24 protein-coding genes are annotated in these 26329 nt (G+C 71.8%); 13 read left to right on the top strand and 11 right to left on the bottom strand.

Annotated features, from left to right (window positions below):
• The first annotated feature begins 37 nt into the window (after positions 1-37).
• From pelF to AB0D31_RS25190, 4 genes are all read left to right on the top strand, one after another.
• Positions 38-1588, top strand: a complete 1551-nt coding sequence (gene pelF / locus AB0D31_RS25205) for a GT4 family glycosyltransferase PelF (protein ID WP_362727210.1) — start codon at positions 38-40, stop codon at positions 1586-1588.
• Complete coding sequence (locus AB0D31_RS25200; RefSeq protein ID WP_362727208.1) at positions 1585-3021, top strand: hypothetical protein; 1437 nt, start codon at positions 1585-1587, stop codon at positions 3019-3021. Before pelF ends, AB0D31_RS25200 begins: the two co-directional genes overlap by 4 nt.
• A 69-nt stretch (positions 3022-3090) precedes the next feature.
• The gene (locus AB0D31_RS25195) at positions 3091-3708 is read left to right on the top strand and encodes a spherulation-specific family 4 protein (RefSeq protein ID WP_362727206.1); all 618 of its coding nucleotides are present in this window, start codon (positions 3091-3093) and stop codon (positions 3706-3708) included.
• Positions 3705-4541, top strand: a complete 837-nt coding sequence (locus tag AB0D31_RS25190; RefSeq protein ID WP_362727204.1) for an endo alpha-1,4 polygalactosaminidase — start codon at positions 3705-3707, stop codon at positions 4539-4541. The genes AB0D31_RS25195 and AB0D31_RS25190 overlap by 4 nt, the downstream gene beginning before the upstream one ends.
• Positions 4542-4624: 83 nt before the next feature.
• Here the strand turns inward: AB0D31_RS25190 and AB0D31_RS25185 are convergent, their stop codons facing one another.
• Positions 4625-5410 (bottom strand): adenosylcobinamide-GDP ribazoletransferase, encoded by a 786-nt coding sequence (locus AB0D31_RS25185; RefSeq protein ID WP_362727203.1) that lies wholly within the window; start codon positions 5408-5410, stop codon positions 4625-4627.
• 78 nt (positions 5411-5488) lie between these two features.
• On the opposite strand from AB0D31_RS25185, the gene AB0D31_RS25180 reads away from it, so the two are divergent.
• Positions 5489-6244: a hypothetical protein gene (locus tag AB0D31_RS25180; RefSeq protein WP_362727201.1), complete on the top strand. Its 756-nt coding sequence runs from the start codon at positions 5489-5491 to the stop codon at positions 6242-6244.
• On the opposite strand, the gene AB0D31_RS25175 is transcribed toward AB0D31_RS25180, so the two are convergent.
• The 4 genes from AB0D31_RS25175 to AB0D31_RS25160 form a co-directional block, all read right to left on the bottom strand.
• Positions 6193-6924 (bottom strand): hypothetical protein, encoded by a 732-nt coding sequence (locus tag AB0D31_RS25175; RefSeq protein WP_362727199.1) that lies wholly within the window; start codon positions 6922-6924, stop codon positions 6193-6195. The genes AB0D31_RS25180 and AB0D31_RS25175 overlap by 52 nt on opposite strands.
• Positions 6921-8690 (bottom strand): phosphatidylglycerol lysyltransferase domain-containing protein, encoded by a 1770-nt coding sequence (locus AB0D31_RS25170; protein ID WP_362727197.1) that lies wholly within the window; start codon positions 8688-8690, stop codon positions 6921-6923. Before AB0D31_RS25170 ends, AB0D31_RS25175 begins: the two co-directional genes overlap by 4 nt.
• An 81-nt stretch (positions 8691-8771) precedes the next feature.
• Positions 8772-9857 carry a nicotinate-nucleotide--dimethylbenzimidazole phosphoribosyltransferase gene (gene cobT / locus AB0D31_RS25165; protein WP_362727195.1) on the bottom strand — a complete coding sequence of 362 codons (1086 nt, stop codon included), beginning with the start codon at positions 9855-9857 and terminating at the stop codon, positions 8772-8774.
• Between the two features lie 30 nt (positions 9858-9887).
• Positions 9888-11084 (bottom strand): bifunctional adenosylcobinamide kinase/adenosylcobinamide-phosphate guanylyltransferase, encoded by a 1197-nt coding sequence (locus AB0D31_RS25160; RefSeq protein WP_362727193.1) that lies wholly within the window; start codon positions 11082-11084, stop codon positions 9888-9890.
• An 80-nt stretch (positions 11085-11164) separates the two neighbouring features.
• Here AB0D31_RS25160 and AB0D31_RS25155 point away from each other — a divergent pair, with 80 nt between their 5' ends.
• A complete protein-coding gene (locus AB0D31_RS25155) occupies positions 11165-11374 on the top strand; it encodes a hypothetical protein (protein ID WP_267053613.1) in 210 nt (69 codons plus the stop codon).
• A 53-nt stretch (positions 11375-11427) separates the two neighbouring features.
• On the opposite strand, the gene AB0D31_RS25150 is transcribed toward AB0D31_RS25155, so the two are convergent.
• The 3 genes from AB0D31_RS25150 to AB0D31_RS25140 all read right to left on the bottom strand — a co-directional run bounded on the left by AB0D31_RS25150 (position 11428) and on the right by AB0D31_RS25140 (position 14073).
• Positions 11428-12534: a trypsin-like peptidase domain-containing protein gene (locus AB0D31_RS25150; protein WP_362727191.1), complete on the bottom strand. Its 1107-nt coding sequence runs from the start codon at positions 12532-12534 to the stop codon at positions 11428-11430.
• A gap of 148 nt (positions 12535-12682) precedes the next feature.
• Positions 12683-13435, bottom strand: a complete 753-nt coding sequence (locus AB0D31_RS25145; protein ID WP_362727221.1) for a methyltransferase domain-containing protein — start codon at positions 13433-13435, stop codon at positions 12683-12685.
• A 41-nt stretch (positions 13436-13476) separates the two neighbouring features.
• Positions 13477-14073, bottom strand: a complete 597-nt coding sequence (locus AB0D31_RS25140) for a DUF3043 domain-containing protein (RefSeq protein ID WP_362727189.1) — start codon at positions 14071-14073, stop codon at positions 13477-13479.
• A gap of 274 nt (positions 14074-14347) precedes the next feature.
• Between AB0D31_RS25140 and AB0D31_RS25135 the strand changes: the two genes are divergently transcribed.
• The 5 genes from AB0D31_RS25135 (at position 14348) to AB0D31_RS25115 (ending at position 21053) form a co-directional block, all read left to right on the top strand.
• The gene (locus AB0D31_RS25135; RefSeq protein ID WP_362727187.1) at positions 14348-15142 is read left to right on the top strand and encodes a PspA/IM30 family protein; all 795 of its coding nucleotides are present in this window, start codon (positions 14348-14350) and stop codon (positions 15140-15142) included.
• Positions 15143-15161: 19 nt separating this feature from the next.
• Complete coding sequence (locus AB0D31_RS25130) at positions 15162-15440, top strand: hypothetical protein (RefSeq protein WP_362727186.1); 279 nt, start codon at positions 15162-15164, stop codon at positions 15438-15440.
• Positions 15441-15769: 329 nt separating this feature from the next.
• Positions 15770-17026, top strand: coding sequence for a histidine kinase (locus AB0D31_RS25125; protein ID WP_362727184.1), 1257 nt, complete (start codon positions 15770-15772; stop codon positions 17024-17026).
• A complete protein-coding gene (locus AB0D31_RS25120; RefSeq protein ID WP_362727182.1) occupies positions 17023-17712 on the top strand; it encodes a response regulator transcription factor in 690 nt (229 codons plus the stop codon). Before AB0D31_RS25125 ends, AB0D31_RS25120 begins: the two co-directional genes overlap by 4 nt.
• A gap of 221 nt (positions 17713-17933) precedes the next feature.
• Positions 17934-21053: an efflux RND transporter permease subunit gene (locus tag AB0D31_RS25115; RefSeq protein WP_362727180.1), complete on the top strand. Its 3120-nt coding sequence runs from the start codon at positions 17934-17936 to the stop codon at positions 21051-21053.
• Between the two features lie 131 nt (positions 21054-21184).
• Here the strand turns inward: AB0D31_RS25115 and nadA are convergent, their stop codons facing one another.
• Positions 21185-22399: a quinolinate synthase NadA gene (nadA, locus tag AB0D31_RS25110; protein ID WP_362727178.1), complete on the bottom strand. Its 1215-nt coding sequence runs from the start codon at positions 22397-22399 to the stop codon at positions 21185-21187.
• A gap of 321 nt (positions 22400-22720) precedes the next feature.
• On the opposite strand from nadA, the gene AB0D31_RS25105 reads away from it, so the two are divergent.
• The gene (locus AB0D31_RS25105; protein ID WP_030933606.1) at positions 22721-23077 is read left to right on the top strand and encodes an iron-sulfur cluster assembly accessory protein; all 357 of its coding nucleotides are present in this window, start codon (positions 22721-22723) and stop codon (positions 23075-23077) included.
• A gap of 171 nt (positions 23078-23248) precedes the next feature.
• Here the strand turns inward: AB0D31_RS25105 and AB0D31_RS25100 are convergent, their stop codons facing one another.
• Both AB0D31_RS25100 and AB0D31_RS25095 read right to left on the bottom strand, forming a co-directional pair.
• Positions 23249-24766 carry a hypothetical protein gene (locus AB0D31_RS25100; RefSeq protein WP_362727176.1) on the bottom strand — a complete coding sequence of 506 codons (1518 nt, stop codon included), beginning with the start codon at positions 24764-24766 and terminating at the stop codon, positions 23249-23251.
• 206 nt (positions 24767-24972) lie between these two features.
• Entirely contained in the window at positions 24973-25185 is a 213-nt protein-coding gene (locus tag AB0D31_RS25095; protein ID WP_362727174.1) for a hypothetical protein, read from the bottom strand.
• Between the two features lie 141 nt (positions 25186-25326).
• Between AB0D31_RS25095 and AB0D31_RS25090 the strand changes: the two genes are divergently transcribed.
• Positions 25327-26301, top strand: a complete 975-nt coding sequence (locus AB0D31_RS25090) for a carbohydrate kinase family protein (protein WP_362727172.1) — start codon at positions 25327-25329, stop codon at positions 26299-26301.
• Positions 26302-26329 lie beyond the last annotated feature (28 nt).

Genomic DNA, 26329 nt, shown 5'->3' with positions numbered 1-26329 from the left:
AGCACATCAGCACGACAGCTCGTCCGGGGGGACAACCATGCCGAGCAGTGGCCGTCATGTCACCATGCTCACGGAAGGCACGTATCCACATATTCACGGGGGCGTGAGTACCTGGTGCGACCAGCTCGTACGCGGTATGCCGGAGGTCGACTTCACCGTCGTCGCCCTCACCGGCAGTGGCCGTGAGCCGGTCGCCTGGGAACTCCCGGCCAACGTCCGCAGCCACACGGCCTTCCCCCTGTGGGGGCCGCGGCCCGGCGGACGGCGGCCGCTCCTCGGCAAGGAAAGGCGCCGGTTCACCGACACCTACGAGCGCTTCCTGCTCGCCCTGCTCGACCCGGAGTCCGGCTGCGACTTCGCCTCGGCCCTGTACGGCCTGGCGGAGTTCGCACGGGCCGGGCGGCTCTCGGCGGCGCTCCGCTCCGAAGCGGCCCTGAAATCGCTGATGTGGATCTGGACGATGCCGCACCTGGCACTGTCCAAGGCGAAACCGACCGTGTACGACGCCCTGACCGCGACCGACCTCCTGGAACACGCACTGCGCCCGCTGTCCGCCCGGGTTCCGGCGGACAGCGTGGCGCACGCGGTCAGCAGCGGCCTCGCCACGCTGCCCGCGCTCGCCGCGCAGTACTTCGACGGCGTGCCGTTCCTGCTGACCGAGCACGGCATCTATCTGCGCGAGCGCTACCTCGGTTACCGCACCGGCGAGCAGAGCTGGCCGGTCAAGGCGGTGCTCCTGAGCTTCTACCGGGAGCTCAACACCCTGGGGTACCGGCAGGCCGACCTCATCACCCCGTGCAACCAGTACAACCGCCGCTGGGAGGAGCGCGGAGGCGCACCGTCCGAGCGGATCCGCACCGTCTACAACGGCGTCGACCCCGACCTCTTCCCGCACGCGGGCCCCGAGCCGGAGGTGCCCACCCTGGCCTGGTGCGGCCGCATCGACCCCATCAAGGACCTGGAGACCCTGATCCGCTCGTACGCCCTGGTGCGGGCCGAACTCCCCGACACCCGGCTGCGGTTGTACGGAGCCGTGCCGGCCGGCGGCGGGGACTACCTCACCCGCCTGGAGAAACTCGCCGCCGAACTGGGCGTCGGCGACGGCATCTCCTACGAGGGCCGCGTCAGCGACATGGCGAGCGCCTACGCGTCGGGGACCGTGGTGATGCTCTCCAGCATCAGCGAGGGCTTCCCCTTCTCGGTGATCGAGGCGATGAGCTGCGGGCGCGCCACCGTCTCCACGGACGTCGGCGGCGTGGGGGAGGCGGCCGGTGAGGCGGGGATCGTCGTGCCGCCGCGCGAGCCCGCCGTCATGGCCGAGGCGGCGATCGGACTCCTCCGCGACCACGAGCGGCGGACCGCACTCGGCGCCGCCGGGCGCCAACGCGTGATCGACGAGTTCACCCTGCACCGCTCGGTGGACGGCTTCCGCCGGATCTACCAGGAGCTGGCCGGGGTCACGGCACCCGAGGCCGCCCCGGCCGCGTTCACACCCGAGGACGACTGGACCCTGCGGATCGCCGCACCGTGGTACCGCGAACTGTCCGACGGAGTACGGACCGCCACCCTCGGCGGGGCGCCGCGGTGAGCGGCTCCCTGTGGCTCGGCGGGGATGAAGAGCAGGACACCCTGCCCTTCATCCCGCGCCAGCGCCCGCCCGGCGCCGCCACCGACGATCCGCTCTTCCAACTGGCCTTGCGTTTCAAGGAGTTGATAGCCGCCGCCGTCCACCCGGACGAGATAGCCGCGATCATCGAGTCCGACGGCATGACCGACGACCGGATACGCACCGTCTACGGGCACCCCGACTCCTTCTCGCTCGCCGAGGCGCTCTACGCCCGTGTGCCGCGCCGCTACCCCGCGGCCCCGGCGCCACCGCCCGAACCCTTCCACGCCCACCTCGGCTCCTGCCTCCTGCGCGGCCTGGTCTTCGCGCTCCCCGGGCTCGCCTACGTCCTGGGGGCGCCGCTGCTGGCCGGCCCGCCAGCCGCGCTCGGCCTGCCCGCCGGAACCATGGCGCTGCTCGCCGGCACGGTGACCGGCTGGGTGTGGAACCAGTCGCTCTCGCACCGCGCCCACTCCTGGCTCAGCCTCGCCGACCGCCCGGCCGCCGTCCGCGCCCTGCGCCTGGGCGCCCCGCTCGGGGCCGCTTTGAGCACGCTGGCCGCGCTCGCCGTGTCCGGCCCGGGCGAACTGCCCGCCGCCGCGTTCGCCGCGGGCCAGTGCTGCTATCTGGCGGCGGCCACCGCTCTGCTCGTCCTCGGCCGTGAACGGGCCCTGTTCTGGACCCTGTTGCCGCTGACCCTCGGCGTCGTACCGGGCCTGCCGACCGCGGCCGGGCCGGCCCTGCTGCTCGTGTCGCTGACCGCGGCCGTCGCGCTCGCCGTGCGCACGCTGTGCACCGAGACGGCCGGGCCCCGGCCCGGCGGCGCGATCCAGCCCCGGCTCACCACCTCCGTCCCGTACGGCCTGTTCGGGCTTGGCGCGGGGGTGCTCGTCCTGTACGCCGCGCTCGGCGACGTCTTCCGGCACGGCTCCACGGGCACGGTCGCCGGGCCGTCCGCGGTCGCCCTCACGCTCAGCACGGGCCCCGCCGAATGGCTGCTCCACCGCTTCCGCGCCGAGAGCCTCGCCGGACTGCGGAGCTCGTCGAGCGCGCGGGGCTTCCGCGGCGCGGTCAGCGTCACCGTGACGCTCTGCCTCGGCGCCTACCTGCTCGTCCTGGCCGCGCTCGCCGAGGCGGGCAGCCGGCTCTGGCCGGACGCCCCGGCGCTGACCGGCCTGCGCCTTGCGACGCTGCTCCTGATCGGCGCGGTGCTGTGGACGGGCCTGCTGCTCCAGTCGTTCGGCGCGGCGGTGGGCGCGGCCGTGGTGTGCTGCACGGCGGCCGTCGCGCAGACAGTGGCGCTGGTCCTCGGTGCGCCCCCGACGACCGGGCTGCTGGTGTCGGGGAGCGCGGCCGCGTTGCTGGCCGTGCTCGCCTGTGTCCTCCTGGGAAGGGCGACCGCCCACCGCCCATGACCCAGCCCCTGTCCCTGTCCACCCTCCTGACCATCCCCCGGGCATCCCGAGCGCGCTGCGAGGACGTGAATGAGCAAGCTTCTGGTGCCCTACTACGAGCACCCGGCCGAGCGCCCCGACGCCTGGGACGCGCTGATCGGCGCCGCGCCCTCGCTGTACGGGGTCGTCCTCAACCCGGCCGACGGGCCCGGGCGTTCACCCGACGCGGCCTTCGCGGCGGTCGCCGGTCGGCTGCGCTCGGCCGGCGTACGGGTCCTCGGCTATGTGGACACCGCCTACGGCCGGCGCCCGCCGCAGGACGTCGTGCGCGAGGCGGCCCGCCACCACGACTGGTACGGGGTGCACGGCCTCTTCCTCGACCAGGCGGCGACCAGCGCCCTGCACCTGCCGTACTACGCGGACCTGCGCACCGCGTTCGCCGCGACCTACGACACCTACGTCACCCTGGTCCTGAACCACGGCGCCGTTCCGCACCCCGGCTACGCCCGGATCGCCGACCTCCTGGTCACCTTCGAGGGTCCCTGGTCGGCGTACGACCCGGCCGGGTCCGCCGGGCCCGACACCTGCCATCTGGTGTACGAGGCGCCGCCGGACGCGGTCGCCGACGCGCCGGTCCACTGTGTCGTGCCGGGTCAACTCCCGCACCCCTGGGGCACGCTGCCGCACCACCTGGAGCCCGCCCGGTGAGACGCGCGCTCCTGCTCCTCCTGCCGCTGCTCCTGCTCGCGGCGTGCACCGCCGCCCCGGACGGATCCGACGGCGGACCCGACGACGGGGACGGCGGCGACACCGCGCCCACGGCGCCTCCCGGCCCCTCCCGCCCGCACTGGCAGCCGAAGCCGGGTCTGACCTGGCAGTGGCAGCTCAAGGGCAGACTCGATCCGACCGTCGACGCCCAGGTGTACGACGTCGACGCCGTCGACCAGGACGCGGCGGCCGTCGCCGATCTGCACCGCAGGGGACGCAAGGTCATCTGCTACGTCTCGACGGGCGCCTGGGAGGACTGGCGCCCCGACGCGAAGCAGTTCCCGAAGGACGTACTCGGCAAGGGCAACGGCTGGAGCGGTGAACGCTGGCTCGACATCCGCCGCACCGGCGTCCTGGAACCGCTCCTCGCCCGGCGGCTCGACCTGTGCAAGCAGAAGGGGTTCGACGGGGTGGAGCCGGACAACATGGACGGCTATGTGAACGACACCGGCTTCCCCCTCAGGGCCGCCGACCAGATCGCGTACAACGAACTCGTCGCCCGCCTCGCCCACGACCGGGGCCTCGCCGTGGGCCTGAAGAACGACCTCGACCAGATCCCGCGGCTGCTGCCCCACTTCGACTTCGCCGTCGACGAACAGTGCGCCCAGTACGGCGAATGCGACAAGCTCACACCGTTCGTGAAGGCGGGCAAGGCCGTCTTCCACGCCGAGTACGAGCTGACCCCCGACCGCTTCTGCGCCCAGTCCAGGAAGCTCGGGCTCAGCTCGATGCAGAAGAAGTACGACCTGATGGCCTGGCGCCGGGCCTGCTGAGAGTCATCCGATGGCCGGCGAGAGCAGCGGAGGGCCGGCCTGATCATCCGAGAGCCGGAGTGATCAGCCGAGGGCCGACCTGATCAGCCGAGGGCCAGCGCGACCAGCGTCACCGTCGCCGCGCCCTCGGCGACCGCGCCGAACACGTCACCCGTCACCCCGCCGAAGCGGCGCACACAGCGGTGCAGCAGCGCCTGCGCCGCGACGAGGCCGGCGGCCACCGCCAGCGCGCCGTGCAGCGCGGCCCACGGTCCGACCGGCCACCCGGCGGCCGCGCCGGCGGCCGTCACCAGGGTGGCCACGGCGAGCGCGCGCCCGGCCGGCACCGTACCCGCCACCACCGCGCCGAGACCGTCGGGGCGGGCCGCGGGGACCCCGCGCCGGGAGGCCAGGGTCAGCGCGGTGCGGGCGGCGAGTGCCGCGACGACGACGGCGCTGGTGCCCCGGGCCCAGCCGTCCTGCTCGAACAGATGGGCCAGTGCGGCGACCTGGGCCAGCAGACAGAACAGCAGCGTCACAACGCCGAAGGGGCCGATGTCGCTCCGCTTCATGATGCGCAGCGCGTCGTCGGCGGGCTTCGCGCTGCCCAGACCGTCGGCGACATCGGCGAGCCCGTCCAGATGCAGGCCCCGGGTCAGCAATGCGGGCGCCGCCGTGGCCGCCACCGCGGCGAGCGTCGCCCCCGCCCCGAGCAGCCAGAACCCGGCGCCCGCGGCCGCCGCGCACAGGCCGACGGCGAGCCCGGCCAGCGGGGCGAGTGTCATACCGGCGCGCGCGGCGGTGCGGTCCCACCGGGTGATCCGGGCGGGGAAGACGGTGAGGGTGCCGAAGGCGAAACGTACGCCGTGCAGGGCCTTCCTTGCGTTCACCCGGCGCAGGCTATCTTGAGCGCCCCGCGCCCCGACCGCGTTAAATAGCGCATACCAGCGCAAACAGGAGCGGGTGGGATGGGTCACTGGTTCTACCGGAACATCACCGAGCCGGGCAAGCTCCCCACGCTGCTCGCGCTGACGGCGTTCGTCCTGACGTTCCTGATCACGCGCTCCATCACCCGGCTGATCCGGGCGGGGCGCGGCCCGTTCAAGAACATCAGCCCCGGCGGGCTGCACATCCACCATGTGGTGCCCGGCGTCATCCTCACCATCGTCGGCGGCTTCGGCGCGGTCGGCAGCGGCCGGCACGGGATCGCGGCGGCCGTCTTCGCCGTGGTCTTCGGCATGGGCGCGGGCCTCGTCCTCGACGAGTTCGCGCTGATCCTGCACCTGGACGACGTCTACTGGAGCGCGAACGGGCGCAAGAGCGTCGAGATCGTGGTCCTGACGGCCGCTCTGATGGCGCTGGTGCTCGCCGGGTTCTCACCGCTGGGCGTCAACGACGTGAGCCCGGGGGAGCGGCAGGACCGCGCGTCGTTCATCGCCACCATCGTGATCAACTTCTGTTTCGTCCTGATCGCCCTGTTCAAGGGCAAGGTGCGGCTCGCGGTGCTCGGCGCCTTCGTGCCGTTCGTGGCGCTGTTCGGCGCGGTCCGGCTCGGCCGCCCCGGCTCACCGTGGGCGCAGCGCTTCTACCGCAAACGGCCCCGGGCCAGGGCGCGGGCCACGCTGCGGGCCTACCACCACGACCGGCGCTGGTCGGCGCCGCGCCGGCGGCTTCAGGACTGGATCGGCGGCGCGCCCGACAGGCTCCCGGTACGCCGCTCCTGATCGCGGCGGGCACGCCGGCGCCGGCGCCGCACCCAGGTGATCCAGCAGATCACCGCGACCACGAGGAGCGCCGCGATGTGCTCCTTGCCGGCGAGGTTGTTCTTGAGCACCACCTCGACGACCATCGAGCCCGCCACCACCCCGGCCGTCCAGTACGCCCGGTAGCGCCAGCACACGTACACGGCGAGGGCGACGACGGCCGCCGACGGCCCGGTGTCGACCATCTCGGCCGCCGAGGCGGGAAGCCCGAAGACACTGTCCGGGCCGATGTGGATGCCGACCCGCGCGTACAGGGTGCCGGCCAGCGTCGCCGCGTAGGCGATGAGCAGCAGCCGACCGCGCCTGATGCAGATCTCCGCGACGCCGAAGACGACGAGCACCTGGGCGAGGGCGCCCCACACCGGCAGGTCCAGGGCGGGCACGAAGAGCGAGAAGGGGGTGCGCAGGAGCGAGATCCACAGCGGGTACTCGGCCTTCACGGAGCCGATGACCTGGATCGGCCGGAAGCCCCACGGCTGGTTCTGGATGATCTGGAAGACCGAGGTGAGGGCGACCGCCGAGAGGGTCAGCGGGATGGACCGCCAGCGCTGGGTGTACAGCGCGTACCTCAGGGTCTTGAACAGGGGCCCCCACTCGCGCTCCGCGAACCGGCACACCCCCCGTCTCGCCCCACCGCTCATCTCTGCGACTCCAGGTGTCTGCGGTGCAGCCACTTGGGCAGGCCGGGGGCTTCGAGGAAGCCCTCGGCGCGCGCGGACGCGATGGCGATGCGCGGCAGGTCCGCGCTCTTCTCGAACAAGGTGAAACGTGGCTCCCAGATCGGCCGGTACTTGGCGTTGGACCGGTACAGCGACTCGATCTGCCACCAGCGGGAGAAGAAGCTGAGCAGCGAGCGCCACAGCCTCAGCACGGGTCCCGCCCCGAGCTTCGAGCCGCGCTCGAAGACGGAACGGAACATCGCGAAGTTCAGTGACACCTGCGTGATCTCGATCTCCTCGGCGCGCTGGAGGAGTTCGATCACCATGAACTCGATCAGACCGTTCTCGGAGTCGCGGTCACGGCGCATCAGGTCGAGCGAGAGCCCGCGCGGGCCCCAGGGCACGAAGCTGAGCAGTGCCCTCAACTCGCCCTCGCCGTCGAAGCATTCGAGCATCATGCACTGGCCGTCGGCGGGGTCGCCCAGTCGGCCGAGCGCCATGGAGAAGCCGCGTTCGGTGGCGCCGTCGCGCCAGTCGTCGGCCTTGCGCAGAAGTTCGTTCATCTCTTGGGCAGGGATGTCCGCGTGGCGGCGGATCCGCACCTCGTACCCGGCCCGCTTCACCCGGTTGTACGCCTGGCGCACCGTGCGCATCGCGCGGCCCTCCAGGGTGAACTCGGCGGTCTCCACGATCGCCTCGTCGCCCATCTCCAGGGCGTCGAGGCCGTGCCGGGCGTAGATCTGCCCCGCTTCCTCGCTCGCCCCGGTCACGGCCGGGATCCAGCCGTGCTCGCGGGCCTCGGCGAGCCACGGCTCGATCGCGCCGGGCCATGCCTCGGGGTCGCCGATCGGATCGCCGGAGGCGAGCGAGACGCTGTTGATGACGCGGTAGGTGACGGCGGCCTTGCCGGTCGGCGACCAGATCACGGCCTTCTCGCGGCGCAGCGCGAAGTAGCCCAGCGAGTCGCGCTCGCCCTGCTTGTCGAGGAGTGCGCGCAGCTGCTCCTCGTCCTCGACGGTGAGCGGGTCGACGGCCCTGCGGTTGCGGAACGCCGCGTAGATGACCGCGATCAGGAGCAGCGTGGCCATCACGTTGATGATGACGTTGACCCAGCCCGGCGTGGTGACGCCCTGGGTGTGCCGGTCGTCGGGGACGAGGAAGACCAGGCGCATCAGGCCATAGCGCCAGCGCTGCAGGAACGACGACTGGTCGGTGCCGTCATAGGTGTTGGTCGCGCTGACCAGGACCGCCGCGATCAGCGAGGTGACCAGGAGACCGCCGACGGCGGTGACGATGGCGGCCAGCGGGTTGGAGCGGTCGCCCTTGGCGTAGAACTCGCGGCGGCCGATGACGAGGGCCGCCACGAACGCCGTGGTGAGCGCGAGCGAGATCCAGTTCTGGGCGTAGCGGTGGAAGCCCGGCAGCGCCATGACGTAGGCGAAGAGCAGCCAGAAGAGCCCGCCGAGCACCATGTTGAGAATCCACGCGGCCCGCTTGCGGCGGCGCATGGTGACGGCGAGGAAGAGCGTGACGACGCCGGAGGTGAAGCCGGCTTCGAGCAGGTACGGCGTGAAGTAGTCGTCCGTGTTGTGGCGCCGAAGCCCCTGGCCGAGAGTGACCCACGCGGCACTGAGGAAATTGATGAACGTCACGATGCGCAGGTACCAGACGGCGAATGCCGCGCCGCGCCGCGACCGGGGGGTGCTCCGGTCCGTTCCTTCGGTGGTACTCAAGCGGACTTCTCCCATGAAACGCGATGATATGGGGGCAAAGCGTTCCACTGTGGGCGCCGACGGAGCCGAGGGGGAGCCCCCCGGCTCTGCCGAGGCTCACACGTCGCCGCTCTCCTCCCCGTCCCCCGCGCGCCGGTCGGTGCGCTCGGGCAGCTCCGCGGCGAGTGCGGCCGCGGCCTGTACGAGGGGAAGAGCGAGCAATGCCCCGGTTCCTTCACCCACTGTGACGCCATGATCGAGCAGAGGGTTGAGCGCCATCCGGTCCAGCGCCTTCGACTGGCCCGGCTCGCCGCTCGACTGACCCGCCAGCCACCAGTCCGGAGCCCGGAAGGCCGCCCGCTGCGCCACCAGCGCACAGGCCGACGAGACGACCCCGTCGAGGATGACCGGCAGCCTGCGCACCGCACACTGCAGCAGGAAACCGGTGGTCGCGGCAAGGTCGGCGCCGCCCACCGCGGCCAGAAGTTCCAGCTGGTCGCCGAGGACGGGCCGGGCCCGGCGCAACGCGTCCCGGATCGCGGCACACTTGCGCATCCAGGCCAGGTCGTCGATGCCGGCGCCGCCGCGCCCGGTGACCACCGAGGCGTCCGTGCCGCACAGCGCGGCGATGAGGACCGCGGCGGGCGTGGTGCCGCCCACGCTGAGGTCGCCGAGGACCACCAGATCGGTACCGGAGTCGGCCTCCTCGTCGGCGACCTTCATGCCGAGCCGTACGGCCGCCTCCGCCTCCTCGACGGTCATCGCGTCCTCGACGTCGATCCGGCCACTGCCGCGCCGCACCCGGTGGCGTACGACGTCCTCGGGCAGCAGGCCCGGGTCGCAGTCGAGGCCGGCGTCGACGACACGGACCGGCACGCCCTGGCGGCGGGCGAGCACCGCGACCGGGCTCGCGCCGTCCAGGGCGGACCGTACGAGGGTGTGCGCCGAGGCGGCGGGGCGGGCCGAGACACCGAGCCCGGCCACGCCGTGGTCGCCCGCGAACAGGACCACGCGGGGGTGCTCGACGGCCCGCACCGGGCTCGCGCCCTGCGCCGCCGACAGCCAGGTGGCCAGCTCGTCGAGCCGGCCGAGCGCGCCGGGTGGCACGCTCTGCCGCTCCCGGCGTTCCTCGGCGTCACGCCGCACACCGTTGTCGGGGCGTTCGATCAGATCGGAGAAGTCGTCCAGGTTCAGCCTGCTCATCTGCCGAACAGTACCGGCAGCGGGGGTACATCAGCCGCGCAGCGTGAGCGCCTGGCCCGCCACGACGAGCAGCACCTGCTCGCACTCGGCCGCGAACGCGGCGTTCAGGCGGCCCAGTTCGTCGCGGAAGCGCCGCCCCGACGACGTCGCCGGCACCACGCCCGAGCCCACCTCGTTGCTGACCGCGACCACCGTCCGCGCGGTGCCGCGGACCGCCGCGACCAGTTCGGCCGTACGTCCCTTCAGGGCGCGCTCGCCGCCGGACGCCCACTTCTCGTCGTCCCACGCGCCGACCCGGTCCATCGCGTCGGTCAGCCACAGCGCCAGACAGTCGATCAGGAGCGGCGGTCCCGGCCCGTCCAGGAGCGGCGCGAGTTCGCAGGTCTCCTCGGTGCGCCAGGTCGAGGGGCGCCGCTCGCGGTGCAGCCCCACCCGCGCGGCCCACTCGGTGTCGCCCTCGCGGGAGCCGCCCGTCGCCACGTACACGACACCGGGGAAGGCCGCCAGGCGCCGCTCGGCCTCCACCGACTTGCCGGAGCGCGCGCCGCCGAGCACCAGGGTGCGGCGTGGCAGGTCGGGCACCGCGTGGTAGTCGCCGACGACCAGCGTCGTACCGTCCGGCACCGCACGTGCGCCGAGCGCCGCGAGCCGGCGCTCCAACTCCCGCCCGGGCGGCACGCCGTGGTCGATGTGGACCGCGATCACATCGGTGGCGGGGCCGATGCCGCCCGCCGCCCGCAGCCGCGCGAGCGCGTCGGGCCGCCCGCACACGTCGGCCACGACCATGTCGTACGGGCGCAGCTGAGCCGCCCCCGCGGGTGCGCCGCCCGGCGGCAGATAGAGCAGCCGTTCGCCGTCGGGCGAGGTCACCTCGTACCCGGTGCCAGGGGAGTCGAGCGGCACGGCGAGCACCCGGTGGCCGCTGATCAGGGTCAGCCTGCGGCCGTCCGGCACCCGCCCGGCCGCGGGCAACCCGGCGGGCAGCTCGACCGCCGGCCCGTCGTGCGGATGGGTGAGCAGCACTTGGCGCACACCGGCGAGCGTGTGCCCGGCCCGTGCGGCGGCGAGCGCCGCGCCCGGGGTCAGGTCGAGCAGCAGCGCGCCGTCGACGAGCAGGGCGGTCGCGGCGCGCGCGTCGCCGCCGCGGGCGACGGCGCATGGGGCGCAGGGACAGTCGGGGCGCGGCAGGCCGGCGGGGGCCCCGGTGCCGAGGAGAGTCAGTTCCACAGCCACGATCCTGCCGCGTAACCGGCCCTCTTGCGCGCCCGGTTACGCTGCGGGCAGCAACGCGGACCCAGGAGGCGGACATGGCGTGGACGTGGCGTTTCGAGAAGTCGGACGGTACGGAGGTCGAGCCGGCGGTGGCGCCGGAGGAGTTCACGACCCAGGGCGATGCGGAGTCCTGGATCGGTGAGGTGTGGAAGGACCTGCTCGAAGGCGGGGCCGATCAGGTCTTCCTCTTCGAGGACGGCACGAAGATCTACGGCCCGATGAGCCTGCACGCCGAGCAGGTCTGAGGGTCCGGTCCTGCCGGAGCCGCCGGGGGCGCTCGTGGCGCCCCCGGCCCTGCTCAGATCTCCCCGAGGGTGACCTCGGCGGTCTTCTTCGCGCCGTCGCGGGTGTACGTCACCTGGACCTTCTGGCCGGGCTTGTCCGCGGCCAGTGCCTCGGTGAGGGCGGTGATCGACGTGATCTCGGTGGTGCCGAGCTTCGTAATGATGTCGCCCACCTTGAGACCCGCCTTGGCCGCGGCTCCGTTCGCGGGGGCCGCCACGACCGCGACGCCGGCCGGCTGGTAGCCGGAGTCGACCACGGTCCGTCCGGTGATGCCGAGCGCCGCCCGGCCCGAATCGGTGACCTTGCCGCTCTTGATGATCTGGTCGGCGACCGTCTTCACCATCGACACCGGGATCGCGAAGCCGATGCCGGGGGCCGCGCTGCCGCCCATGTCCGGGTCGGTCGCGGCGAGCGTCGGAATGCCGATGATCTCGTCGTCGAGGTTGACCAGGGCGCCGCCGCTGTTGCCCGGGTTGATCGCGGCCGAGGTCTGCACCATGTTGGCGATGGTGGCGCCGGTCCCGCCGCCGTCCCGGCCCTCGGAGACGGTGCGGCCGGTCGCGGACACGATGCCCTGGGTGACGCTGGAGGAGAGCCCGAGCGGCGACCCCATCGCCAGCACGATCTGGCCCATCTCGACCTTCGCGGAGTCCCCGAACCTGGCCGGCTTCAAGCCGCTCGGCACCGAGTCCAGCTTGATCACGGCGAGATCCTGCTCGGGATAGGCGGCGACCAGCTTGGCGGTGATCGCCGAACTGCTCCCGGACGCCGTCACCTTGAACGTCCGCTCGTTGCCCACGACATGGGCGTTGGTGACGATGTGGCCCTGGCCGTCGTAGACGATGCCCGAGCCGAGGCTGTTGGACGCGTCGATCTGCACCACCGAGGGCAGCACGTCCTTGATGACCCGCTGGTAATCACTCTGGAGGCTGTCGGTCCCGCCGGAGCCGTTGTGCTGGGGAGCCGGCGCACTCGCGGACCGGCTCGGCGACGCCTTCGGAGCGGCGGCGGATTCCGCTCCCGAACCCGAACAGCCGCCGATGAGAGCGGCGGTGGCGAGGACGGCGGTCAGCGGCCAGGCCGCACGGCGCACCCGGCCGGGGCGAAGAGATGCATCCATGGCAGGAGTATCCCTTTGGTCCGATATGACGGCCTGTCGGTGGGCCCGATCAGGTGCCGGGGCCCCGGGCCGGGGCCCACTCCGCCGGATACCCGCGCCCGCACCCCGTGACGCCGAACCTCCGGCCCCGCATGGGGCCGTGGCCGGCTCAGTCCCTTACGCCGAAAAGATGCAGCAGCGCCGCCACGTGGCGGTACGGGTCGGTGCGACCGGCGCGGTCCTCGGCGGCGAGGAGGCGCTCCAGCTCGTCCGCGGCCGGCAGCTCCGCGTCGTTCGGCACGGTGTCGGTGAAGACCCGCACGCCGTACCAGGTGTGCAGCGGCGCCGCGATCCCGTCGAGGGTGCGGGTCAGCGCGGCGAGCCGGTCGGCACGGACGGGGAGGCCGATCCGGTTGGTGTACGCGTCGGTGTCGAACGCGGCGAGGGCGCCCGCCCAGTCGCCGGCGAGCCCGGGCCGCACGGCCAGCGCGTCCGCGTTGCGCACCAGAAGCGAGAGCAGACCGCCGGGGGCGAGCATCCGGGCGAGCCCGGCGAGCATCGCGTCGGGGTCCTCGACGTACATCAGGACGCCGTGGCAGAGCACCACGTCGAACGAGCCGGGCAGGAAGTGCACCCCGGTCTCACGGCCGTCGCCCTCGATCAGCCGCATCCGCTCGCGGATGCCCTCGGGCTCGGTGGCCAGCGCCTCGCGGGCCACCTGGAGCATCGCCGGATCGGATTCAAGACCGGTCACCGAGTGCCCGGCGCGGGCCAGGCGCAGGGCCTGGGTGCCCTGGCCCATGCCGACGTCCAGGACGCGCAGACGCCGGCCCACCGGAAAACGCCCGGCTATCTGCTCGTCGAGGTGACGGGCGACGAGCTCCTGGCGGACGATGTTGCGCAGCCCGCCGAGACCCTTCAGCCAGGCGCCGGAGGCGCCGGTGAACCCGGACGGCTTCCCGCTCAGGGCCTCTCTCCGCGCTTGACCTGCGGCTTGGGCAGGCGCAGCCGGCGCATCTGGAGCGTGCGCATCAGACCGTAGGCGACGGCGCCCTTCTTCGGCTCGTCCGGGAAGCGGGCGGCGAGCGCCCTCTTCAGCCGGAAGGCGAGGCCGACCGAGTCGAGCACGATGAGCACGATCACCACGAGCCACAGCAGCAGCGAAAGGTTCTGCAGGCTGCCGATCCGGATCATCGACAGCACCAGGATGATCACCGCGAGCGGCAGGAACATCTCGGCGACCGAGAACCGGGAGTCGACGAAGTCGCGGGTGAACTTGCGCACCGGGCCCTTGTCTCGGGCCGGCAGATAGCGCTGGTCGCCATTGGCGAGCGCCTCACGCTGCTTGGCCATGTCGACCCGGCGAGCCTCGCGCTGACGCTTGGCGGCCTCCTTGCGGTCGGTCGGCACGGTCGAGGCACGGCGGCGCTGAGTCTGGGCCTCACTCCGCTTGGGAGTGGGGCGCCCCTTGGGGGCCTCGGGGTCGCGGGGCGCTGGGGAGAGGTCCGCCGTCACCTTGTCGGTGGGGGCCTTCTCTGCGTTGGAACGGCTACGGAACACAATCCCCAAGGGTACGGGGTACCCGGCATGGACCCCAGGCCGGTGGGGAACGATCCCACAACGCCTTGCGTCCCTGAAGGCGGGGCGATGCACCGAACCCCGGGGTCCTCCGGGGTTCACCTACTCCCTGCGCCGGATCGGCGCGGAACGTAGTCGTCCTTGGGGATGAGCGCATCGGCGCCCGAACAGTGCGGTAATGGATGCAGGGCCCGTACCGTAGGTTCTGTTGCAGCAGCTGGAGCTGGAGTCCGTCAGAAGGGGGCGCGCGAAGCCCATGAGCGGTGTCATGAAGCGTATGGGGATGATCTTCCGCGCGAAGGCGAACAAGGCCCTTGACCGGGCCGAGGACCCTCGCGAAACCCTCGATTACTCGTACCAGAAGCAGCTGGAGCTGCTCCAGAAGGTGCGCCGGGGCGTCGCCGACGTGGCGACCTCCCGCAAGCGTCTGGAGCTGCAGCTCAACCAGCTCCAGAGCCAGTCCTCCAAGCTGGAGGACCAGGGCCGCAAGGCCCTCTCGCTCGGCCGTGAGGACCTGGCCCGCGAGGCCCTGTCCCGCCGCGCCTCGCTGCAGCAGCAGGTCAGCGACCTGGAGACGCAGCACCAGACGCTGCAGGGCGAGGAGGAGAAGCTCACCCTTGCGGCCCAGCGCCTCCAGGCCAAGGTCGACGCCTTCCGCACCAAGAAGGAAACGATCAAGGCGACCTACACGGCGGCCCAGGCGCAGACCCGGATCGCCGAGTCCTTCTCGGGCATCTCCGAGGAGATGAGCGATGTCGGCATGGCCATCCAGCGGGCCGAGGACAAGACGGCGCAGCTCCAGGCGCGGGCCGGCGCGATCGACGAGCTGCTGGCCTCCGGCGCCCTCGACGACCAGTCGGGCCTGGCCAAGGACGACATCCAGACCGAGCTCGACCGCCTCTCCGGTGGTACGGATGTGGAGCTGGAACTGCAGCGGATGAAGGCCGAGCTGATGGGCGGCGGATCCGCGGGGAAGCAGGCCATCGAGGGCGGCACCGCCGCTCCCGAGGACAAGTCCCCGCAGCAGAGCCCGCGCTTCGACAAGCAGTGACGAACGGCAGGAGACGTTCATGATCGTCCGGATCATGGGGGAGGGGCAGGTGAAGCTGGCGGACGGCCACTTCACCGAGCTCAACAAGCTCGACGACGACCTCCTCGAACAGATGGAGGCCGGCGACGAAGAGGGCTTCCGCCACACCCTGGGCGCGCTCCTCGACGCGGTACGCCGCCTGGGCGAGCCGTTGCCCGACGACGCTCTCGAACCGTCCGAGCTGATCCTGCCGAGCCCGGACGCGAGCCTGGACGAGGTCAGGGAGATGCTCAGCGACGACGGCCTGATCCCGGGCTGATCCCACTCCCGCGCCGCCCGCCACCGACCCCGCCGGGGGCGCGGGGAACTGCGCGAGCAACCACGCACGACCCGCGCCCGAAGACCGGCCCCCGCCCCGGCATGGGCGGCAACTGTCCGCCCCGCCCGGCCCCGGTCCCGCCAGGGGCGCGGGGAACTGCGCGAGCAACCACGCACGACCCGCGCCCGAAGACCGCCGGCCCGCCCCCGTCCGGCATGGGTACGGCCGCACGGACCACCCCCCGTCCGGCATGGGTACGGCCGCACGGACCACCGCCCCCGCCCCGCAGAGTGCTTTCCAAGTTCCCGCGAGGCTTACCGTAGGTGACCGTGACCCTCATCGACCGGGCCCGCCCCTGGCTCAGGGCGCACCCGCTGGTCCCGGATGCCGCCCTCGCCCTCGGCGTACTGATCTGCATGGTCCTCGGGTCGTTCGCCGACCCGCACGGGCCGAACGGGCCGACCTTCGGCACCCGTACGCCCGGTCTGCGGTCGCTCGTCCTGATGACGCTCGCCGCCGCCGTGCTCGTCCTGCGCCGGCGCCGCCCCATGGCCACGCTGGCCTGCACCAGCGCCCTCGCCATGGTCGAGCTGAGCCTGGGGGACCCGCCCGCGCCCGTCGCGATGAGCGCGGTCGTCGCGCTCTACACGGTCGCCGCCCGCACCGACCGCCCCACCACCTACCGCGTCGGCGTGCTGACCATCGTCGTGCTCACCGGCACGGCCATGCTGCTCGGCACCCCGCCCTGGTACTCCCAGGAACACCTCGGCATCTTCGCCTGGACCGGCATGGCCGCGGCCGCGGGCGACGCCGTGCGCAGCCGGCGTGCCTTCATCGACGCGATCCGCGAGCGCGCGGAGCGGGCCGAGCACGGCCGCGAGGAGGAGGCCAGGCGCCGGGTCGCCGAGGAACGGCTGCGGATCGCCCGCGAACTCCACGACGTGGTCGCCCACCACATCGCCCTGGTCAACGTCCAGGCCGGTGTGGCGGCCCACGTCATGGACAAGCGCCCCGACCAGGCCAAGGAGGCCCTCGCCCATGTGCGGGAGGCCAGCCGCTCCGCGCTGAACGAACTCCGGTCCACCGTCGGCCTGTTGCGCCAGTCCGGCGACCCCGCCGCGCCTACCGAACCCGCCCCCGGCCTCGCCCTCCTGGATGATCTGCTCGCCGGGTTCCGGCGCGCCGGGCTGTCCGTGGAGCTCGCCCGCACCGACGACGCCCCGCTGCCGGCCGCCGTCGACCTGGCCGCCTACCGGGTGATCCAGGAGGCGCTCACCAATGTGCACAAGCACGCGGGCCCCGGCGCGAAGGCCGAGGTGAGCGTTGTACGGGCCGGGCCGAACACCGAGATCACCGTGATCGACAACGGCAGAGGCGACGGCAACGGCAACGGCGACGGCGATGGCAGCGGCAGCGGCACGGCGGGCGACGGCGGCGGCCACGGACTGCTCGGCATGCGCGAGCGCGTCACCGCCCTCGGCGGCAGCTGCACCGCCGGACCCCGCTACGGCGGCGGCTTCCGCGTACAGGCGATACTGCCCGTCAAGGCCGCGGAGACCGGGGCCACGGGGGAGGGCACGTCATGACCATCAGGGTGGTACTCGCCGACGACCAGGCGCTGCTGCGCTCCGCCTTCCGCGTCCTCGTCGACTCCGAGCCCGACATGGAGGTCGTGGGCGAGGCCGCCGACGGCGCCGAGGTCGTCACCGTGGTCCACGAAACCCTGCCGGACGTGGTCCTGATGGACATCCGGATGCCCGGCACCGACGGCCTCGCCGCGACCCGGGCCATCACCGCCGACCCGGCGCTCTCCACCGTGCACGTGGTGATGCTGACGACGTTCGAGGTCGACGAGTACGTGGTGCAGTCGCTGCGCGCCGGCGCCTCGGGCTTCCTCGGCAAGGGCGCCGAGCCCGAGGAACTGCTCGGCGCGATCCGTATCGCCGCGGCGGGCGAGGCGCTGCTGTCCCCGGCCGCGACCAAGGGCCTGATCACCACCTTCCTCGCGCAGGGCGGCCGTTGGGAGGCGGGCGAGGACGATCTGCGCCGGCACGGTGAGCGGCTCGCCGCCCTCACGGTCCGCGAACGCGAGGTCCTCGTCCAGGTCGCGGGCGGCCACTCCAACGACGAGATCGCCGAGCGGCTCTGCGTCAGCCCGCTCACCGTGAAGACCCATGTGAACCGGGCGATGGCCAAATTGAGCGCCCGCGACCGTGCCCAATTGGTGGTCATCGCGTACGAATCGGGCCTTGTCCGCCCACGGGTGGACTGAAGGGTGGAGCGCGGCGTACTGCGGCTGCGGTATGCGCGGGATAAGGAAAGCGACCTGGGAGCGAGGAATCCGACCCGCCCCATGGCAGAGGGTTATAGGCGGGGGCCGGGTCTTTCCCGGATGACGCGCCGCGTGCTCACGGGCCGGCCCCGCTTGCTCCGCCCGCCGTACCGCCGCTCGCACGCCACACGCTCGCACGCCACAGAAGAGAGACCCCACCCATGTCCTGGCTGTCCAGATTCAGCCTCGCACAACGGGCCCTGATAGGCCTGATGTCGATCGTCGCGATCGTCTTCGGGGCGATCGCCATTCCGCAGCTCAAGCAGCAGATGCTGCCCACCATCGAACTGCCGATGGTGTCGGTCCTCGCGCCCTACCAGGGTGCCTCGCCCGACGTGGTCGAGAAGCAGGTGGTCGAGCCGCTCGAGAAGAACATCAAGGCCGTCAGCGGAGTCAAGGGCATCACGTCCACGGCGTCCGAGGGCAACGCCGTGATCATGGCGACCTTCGAGTACGGCACGGGTACGAAGCAGCTCGTCGCCGACATTCAGCAGGCCGTCAACCGGTCCCGCAACCAGATCCCCACCGAGGTCGACCCGCAGGTCGTGGCCGGCTCCACCGACGACATGCCCACCGTGGTGCTCGCGGTCGCCTCCGACAAGGACCAGCAGGCGCTCGCCGACCAGCTGGACCGCACGGTCGTCCCGGTCCTCGAGGACATCCAGGGCGTCGGCCGCGTCAGCGTCGACGGCGTCCAGGACCTCCAGGTCGACGTCACGCCCGACGCGAAGAAGCTCGCCCAGGCCGGCCTCACCACCATGACCCTGAGCGACGCCCTGAAGGCGGGCGGCGCGACCATACCCGGCGGCTCGTTCTCCGAGGACGGCAAGAGCCGCACCGTCCAGGTCGGCGCTCCCTACACCTCCCTGAAGCAGATCGAGGACCTGCGGATCAAGCCGCAGCAGGGCTCCGCGGTCCGCCTCGGTGACATCGCCACCGTCAAGCAGGAGCCCGCGCAGCGGGTCTCCATCACCCGCACCAACGGCAGGCCCAGCCTCGCCGTGACGGCCACCATGGACCACGACGGCAGCGCCGTCGCCATCTCGAAGGCCGTCAAGGACAAGCTGCCCGACCTGAAGAAGGACCTCGGTTCCGGCGCGGAGCTCACCGTCGCCATGGACCAGGGTCCGCAGGTCTCCAAGGCCATCTCCGGCCTGACCACCGAGGGCGCGCTCGGCCTGCTCTTCGCCGTGATCGTGATCCTGGTCTTCCTCGCCTCGATCCGCTCCACGCTGGTGACCGCGGTCTCCATCCCGCTCTCCGTGGTGCTCGCCCTGATCGTGCTGTGGACGCAGGACCTCTCCCTCAACATGCTCACCCTGGGCGCGCTGACGATCGCGATCGGCCGGGTCGTCGACGACTCGATCGTGGTCCTGGAGAACATCAAGCGCCACCTCGGCTACGGCGAGGAGCGCCAGGAGGCGATCCTCGCGGCGGTCAAGGAAGTCGCCGGCGCGGTCACCGCGTCGACGCTCACCACCGTCGCGGTCTTCCTGCCGATCGCCTTCGTCAACGGCATGGTGGGCGAGTTGTTCGGCTCGTTCAGCCTCACCGTCACCGCCGCCCTGCTCGCCTCGCTCCTCGTCTCCCTGACCGTTGTCCCGGTCCTGTCGTACTGGTTCCTGCGCGCGCCCAAGGCGATCGCCGGCGTCGACCCGGACGAGGCGCGCCGCAGGGCCGAGGAGAAGGAGAACAAGTCCCGGCTCCAGCGGCTGTACGTCCCGGTGCTGCGCTTCGCCACCCGGCGCCGCCTCACCAGTGTGCTGATCGCGGTCGTCGTCCTGATCGGCACCTTCGGCATGGCCGGTCTCCTGAAGACCAACTTCTTCGACCAGGGCGAGCAGGACAGCCTCTCGATCAAGCAGGAACTGGCGCCCGGCACCAGCCTGGACGCCGCGGACGCCGCGTCCAAGAAGGTCGAGGCGATCCTCGCCGCCGACCCGGCGGTCAAGAGCTACCAGGTCACCGTCGGCTCCTCCGGCTTCATGGCGGCCTTCGGCGGTAGCACCGGCGCCAACCAGGCCTCGTACACGGTGACGCTGAAGAGCGCGGACGACTACGACACGGCGCACGACCGTCTGGAGAAGGCGCTCAAGGGCCAGCCGGGCAACCCGGCCATCACGGCCGGCGGCGGCTTCGGCAGCCAGGACCTGAGCGTGGTCGTCAAGGCGTCCGACGGCGACGTCCTGAAGAAGGCCGCCGAGCAGGTGCGCGGGGCCGTCGCGAGCCTCAAGGACGTCAGTGACGTCCAGAGCGACCTGGCGCAGAGCGTGCCGAGGGTCTCGGTGCAGCCCAACGACAAGGCGGCCGACGCGGGCTTCAACCAGACCACCCTCGGAATGGCCGTCGCCCAGCAGGTGCGCGGCACCCAGGTCACCAAGGCGATCATGGGCGACGCCGAGCGGGACGTCTACATCACCTCGCCCGACCCGGCCACCACCGTGGACCAGCTCAAGAACCTGTCGCTCGGCGCGGTCAAGCTCGGGGACATCGCCGATGTGAAGCTGGTGCCGGGCCCGGTCTCGATGACCCGGATCGACGGAGCCCGCTCGGCGACCATCACCGCCAAGCCCGTCGGCGACAACACCGGCAAGGTCAGCACCGACCTCCAGGCCAAGATCAAGGACCTGAAGCTGCCGTCCGGCGCGACCGCCTCCATCGGCGGCGTCTCCTCGGACCAGTCGGACGCGTTCAAGAACCTGGCCCTGGCGATGCTGGCGGCGATCGCGCTGGTCTTCATGCTCCTGGTGGCCACGTTCAAGTCGCTCATCCAGCCGCTGATCCTGCTCGTCGCCATCCCGTTCGCGGCCACCGGCGCGATCGGCCTGCTGATCGCCACCGGCACCCCGATGGGCGTCCCGGCGATGATCGGCATGCTGATGCTGATCGGCATCGTGGTCACCAACGCGATCGTCCTGATCGACCTGATCAACCAGTACCGCAAGCAGGGGCTCGGCGTGGTCGAGGCGGTCGTCGAGGGTGGCCGCCACCGTCTGCGCCCGATCCTGATGACGGCCCTGGCGACGATCTTCGCGCTGCTCCCGATGGCGCTCGGCGTCACGGGCGAGGGCGGCTTCATCGCCCAGCCGCTCGCGGTCGTGGTGATCGGCGGTCTGATCACGTCGACCCTGCTGACGCTGCTCCTGGTCCCGGCCCTCTACGCGATGGTCGAGCTCCGCAAGGAGCGCAGGGCCACCAAGAAGGCGGCCAAGCGCGACAGGAAGGCGGGCGTCGCCACGGCGTCGGACGACTCCGACGACCGCGAGCCGGCCAACGCCTGATCGGTTCCGTACACCTGATCGGTTCCGTGGACCTGATCGGCTCCGTACAACGGCGAAGGCCGCTCCCCGGTGCGGGGGGCGGCCTTCGCCGTGTGACGCGGGGGAGTGGCCAGGGACGACGTCGCCAGGGCCTACGGAAGCGCCAGCATCCGCTCAAGCGCCAGCTTCGCGAAGCTCTCGGTCTCCCGGTCGACCTGGATCTGGTTGATCAGCTTGCCCTCGGCGAGCGATTCCAGCGTCCACACCAGGTGCGGCAGGTCGATGCGGTTCATGGTCGAGCAGAAGCAGACCGTCTTGTCGAGGAAGACAATCTCCTTGTCCTCCGCGGCGAAACGGTTCGCCAGGCGCCGCACCAGGTTCAGCTCGGTGCCGATCGCCCACTTCGAGCCGCGCGGGGCGGCTTCCAGGGCCTTGATGATGTACTCCGTCGAGCCGACGTAGTCCGCCGCGGCCACCACCTCGTGCTTGCACTCGGGGTGCACCAGGACGTTCACGCCGGGGATCCGCTCGCGCACGTCGTTCACCGAGTCCAGCGAGAAGCGGCCGTGCACGGAGCAGTGGCCGCGCCACAGGATCATCTTGGCGTTCCGCAGCTGCTCCACGGTGAGCCCGCCGTTCGGCTTGTGCGGGTTGTAGAGCACACAGTCGTCGAGGGACATGCCGAGGTCGCGTACGGCCGTGTTGCGGCCCAGGTGCTGGTCCGGCAGGAACAGCACCTTCTCACCCTGCTCGAAGGCCCAGTTCAGCGCCCGCTCGGCGTTGGAGGAGGTGCAGATGGTGCCGCCGTGCTTGCCGGTGAACGCCTTGATGTCGGCCGAGGAGTTCATGTACGAGACGGGCACGACCTGCTCGGCGATGCCGGCCTCGGTCAGGACGTCCCAGCACTCGGCGACCTGCTCGGCGGTGGCCATGTCGGCCATGGAGCAACCCGCGGCCAGGTCGGGCAGGACCACCTTCTGGTCGTCGCCGGTCAGGATGTCGGCGGACTCGGCCATGAAGTGCACACCGCAGAACACGATGTACTCGGCTCCGGGCTTGGCGGCCGCGTCCTTGGCCAGCTTGAAGGAGTCGCCCGTCACATCGGCGAACTCGATGACCTCGTCGCGCTGGTAGTGGTGCCCGAGGATGAAGACCTTGTCCCCGAGCTTGGCCTTGGCCGCGCGGGCGCGCTCGACCAGGTCCGGGTCGGAGGGCGAAGGAAGGTCGCCGGGGCACTCCACGCCGCGCTCGCTCCTGGGGTCGGCCTCGCGGCCGAGCAGCAGCAGGGCGAGCGGCGTCGGCTGGACGTCGAGATCGACGCGGCCGGGGAGGTCCTGACGGGGCTGGGCGGTGGTCACGTCACGCACCCTTTCTTTTCCTTAAGCGTGCGGCGGAGCCGCTCCAGTGGCCCCAGGGTGCTTGCACTCGGGGGTTTTCGTCTAAATGACGCTATCTATCATAACCGCTTCACGTCACTTTGACGATGGCCATAGCGTCGATGTGACGCACCCGGCCCGCCACCGGGCCCGCACCCGGCCCGCAGCCGGTGACGCCCAGTTGTCCACAGGCCTTTTCCCGCCCGCCCCCTTGTGTGCGAGCATGAAAGAGAAGAACCCGGAATGAATCCGGGGCCCCGCCGGTTGCAACCAGTCGGCAAGCAGTCTCCGTACAACCCGGGAGAGAAGCAGATGTCCGTATCGGACGAGACCACCACCGTGAGCGACGGCATCCTCCTGTCCGACGCCGCCGCGGCCAAGGTCAAGGGCCTCCTTGAGCAGGAAGGCCGGGACGATCTGGCGCTGCGCGTCGCCGTTCAGCCCGGCGGCTGCTCCGGCCTGCGCTACCAGCTGTTCTTCGACGAGCGCTCGCTCGACGGCGATGTCGTCAAGGACTTCGACGGCGTCAAGGTCGTCACCGACCGCATGAGCGCCCCGTACCTGGGCGGCGCCTCGATCGACTTCGTCGACACCATCGAGAAGCAGGGCTTCACGATCGACAACCCGAACGCGACGGGCTCCTGCGCCTGCGGCGACTCCTTCAGCTAGGCCTGACGGCAGCCGAAAGGCGGGTGCACCCGGTCACACCGGGGGCACCCGCCTTCGCCATGTCCGTGCCCGTGCCCGTGCCCGTGCCCGCGCGCCTCGGTCCGAGGGCGCGCGCCCACCCGGCCGGCGCTACCTCTCAGGCACCACCTCTCCGGCGTTACGTCACCGCCGCTACTTCTTCGGCAGCTCGTTGCCCGTGTCCGCGTCGATCACCTTGCGGGCGCCGAGCGACTGATGCAGCTGCACCGAGACCGTCTGCTGCTTCGCCAGGGCGATGCACATCTTCTTCGCGTCCTTGACCTGCCCGGTCACCCGCACGCGCACCCCGTCCCCGCTCTCGTCGGCGGTCGCCGTGTACGTGCTGCACACCCCGCCCCAGAACGTGACGTTCAGCGTCCGGCCGTCGGGTGCGAGGGCGTAGGACGCCAGCGACTGGCCATGGGCGCCCGGCGTCGTGGCCGACCCCGACGGCGTCGGCACGGGGGCGCCGGGCGGCGAAGCCGGGGGCTTGGTCACATACGGCGGCGCCACCGCGGGAGCGGTGATCGTGAACGTCTGCCCGGCGTCCGGCTTCACCTGGAACAGCCACGACGGTACGAGGGTCTGCACCCCGCCCACGGACTGCGCGGCAAGGCCGAAGACGGCCCCGTCGATCGTCACGGTCGAGGGCGTCGGCTGCTTGCACGGCTGCTGGATGTTGCCCTGCGGATCGCTCGGGAGCCGGCCCTTGGTGGGCTGTCCGTCCAGCGGCACCGGGCCCGTGCAGTCCTTGGTCTTCGGCCGCTCGGTCACCTGCCGGTTGAGCTGGGCCAGCGTCTGGTCCGCGCCGATCACCGGGTAGGTGGCGCCCTTGTCCAGGCCCTTCAACTGTCCGCTTCCGCCCACCACTTGACCGTTCGGGCCGACCTGGATTCCGGTCGTCCAGCCGTACGTGGGAAGCCCGTCGACCACCGGATCCGCGTTCACCACCCGGGCCGACGCCAGGATCTCCTTGGCGTCGAGCTTGGCGTCGGCCTCGCCGAGCGCCTTGAGGACCGGGGCCGCGGCCGCCTTCGCCGCCTGCTCGCTCACGGCCGCGCCGCCGGTGCCGCCGGTGTCCGCCCCGGTGTCCGCACCCGTGGTGTGCATCGGACACATCTTGCCCTTCGGGCAGTTGTCCGTGCCGCCGCTGCCGAAGCGGGTGAACGACCAGGTACCCGGCGCCTTCTGACTGACCGTCAGGGTGGGCCCCGCGCCGTCCTTGGTGGCCCCCACCTTCCAGCTGCCGCCCTCCAGGCGGGCCGCCCCGTCGACGCCGAGCGCCTGCGCGAGCCGGTGCACATCGGCCTCGCTCACCGTGCCGTGTGGCTGGTAGACGGACGCCTTGCCGGGCCCGCCGGGTAGCTTCACCGACGTCCGGTAGACCACCCCATTGGGGTCGGGCTCGCCCGGCGCAATGCCGTTGCCGCCGGTACCGCCGCCCCCGCCACCGCTGCCCGCGCCGCCCCCGCCGGGGGCGCTGTCGAGTGCGAGCGGCGGCGGAGCGCCGTCCTTGCCGGGCGTCCCGCCGCCGCCCGAGGAGGCGGTGGTGGCCCAGTACGCCCCGCCGCCTCCCGCGGCCAGTACGGCCACGGCGGCCGCGGCCAGGACCAAGGGAGACCGCCGAGAACGCCGCTGCCGGGGCTCGTCCTGCGTGTGCTCGCTGCTCACCAGATCGCTCCTGTCCAGTCGTATCCAGCATCCCCCTTACGAGGGACGGCGATTGGACGGAGCGGGGGAGCGCACGGTTCCATCCGTGCGCCGAACCCCGCGCGGTCGGGGCCCGGCCCGGCGTTCGAACCCCGCGCGGTCGGGCCCCGCACCCGGCGTTCGAGCCCCGCGCGGTCGGGGCTCGTACCCCGCGTGATCAGGCCGTTTCAGTCCCCGTATTCGGACATGTCCGCGATCAGACGTACCGAGGACGGCGGAACGGTCACACCGTGGATGCGGGACGGCGGCACCGGCGCCGGAGCGGCCACCTCGGGCACGACCCAGTGCGGAGCCATCCGCGCGCAGTCTCCGCGCAGCTCCTCCAGACCCGGATCGGCCGCCGCCCCACGCCCACGCGCACTGCTCACCTTGGTTTCCATGCCCGCACCGTACGCACCGGGTGGTGTGCGCAGAAAGACCTACTATTGGGTAGTTTCCGCCGGCCGGCCCACCAGGGGCGACCCGGTAGCGTGAACTGTCAACGCCCGCCCCTCAGCATTCTCATCAGGAGCGCCCCCGTCGTGCGTATCGCAGTCACCGGCTCCATCGCCACCGACCACCTCATGACCTTCCCCGGCCGATTCGCCGACCAGCTGGTCGCCGACCAGCTGCACACGGTCTCCCTCTCCTTCCTGGTCGACAACCTCGACGTACGGCGCGGCGGTGTCGGTCCCAACATCTGCTTCGGCATGGGCCAGCTCGGCGGCCGGCCCATCCTGGTCGGCGCGGCCGGCTCCGACTTCGACGAGTACCGCGCCTGGCTCGACCGGCACGGCGTGGACACCGGCTCGGTGCGGATCTCCGAGGTCCTGCACACCGCCCGCTTCGTGTGCACCACCGACGCCGACCACAACCAGATCGGCTCCTTCTACACGGGCGCGATGAGCGAGGCCCGCCAGATCGAGCTGAAGGCCGTCGCCGACCGGGTGGGCGGCCTCGACCTCGTGCTGATCGGCGCCGACGACCCCGAGGCGATGCTGCGCCACACCGAGGAGTGCAAGGCGCGGTCCATCCCCTTCGCGGCCGACTTCTCGCAGCAGATCGCCCGCATGTCCGGCGACGACATCCGCACCCTGCTCGACGGCGCGACGTACCTCTTCTCCAACGAGTACGAGAAGGGGCTCATCGAGTCCAAGACCGGCTGGAGCGACGAGGAGATCCTCGCCAAGGTCGACTACCGGGTCACCACGCTCGGCTCGCGCGGGGTGCGCATCGACGCGGTCGGCGCCGAGCCGATCGTGGTTGGCTGCCCCGAGGAGGACGCCAAGGTCGACCCGACCGGCGTCGGCGACGCGTTCCGCGCCGGGTTCCTGACCGGCCTGTCGTGGGGCGTCGGCCACGAGCGCGCCGCCCAGCTCGGCTGCATGCTGGCCACCCTGGTCATCGAGACGCTCGGCACCCAGGAGTACACGATGCGCCGGGCCAACTTCATGGACCGGTTCACCAAGGCGTACGGCGACGAGGCCGCCACCGAGGTGCGGGCCCACCTCCAGTAGGACACCCCTGTAGGGCACCCCTGAAGGA

The organism is Streptomyces sp. NPDC048361 (assembly GCF_040651795.1).
Lineage (GTDB): Bacteria > Actinomycetota > Actinomycetes > Streptomycetales > Streptomycetaceae > Streptomyces.
The sequence above is the reverse complement of the archived record's forward strand: the minus strand, read 5'-3'. Positions and strand labels throughout refer to the sequence as shown.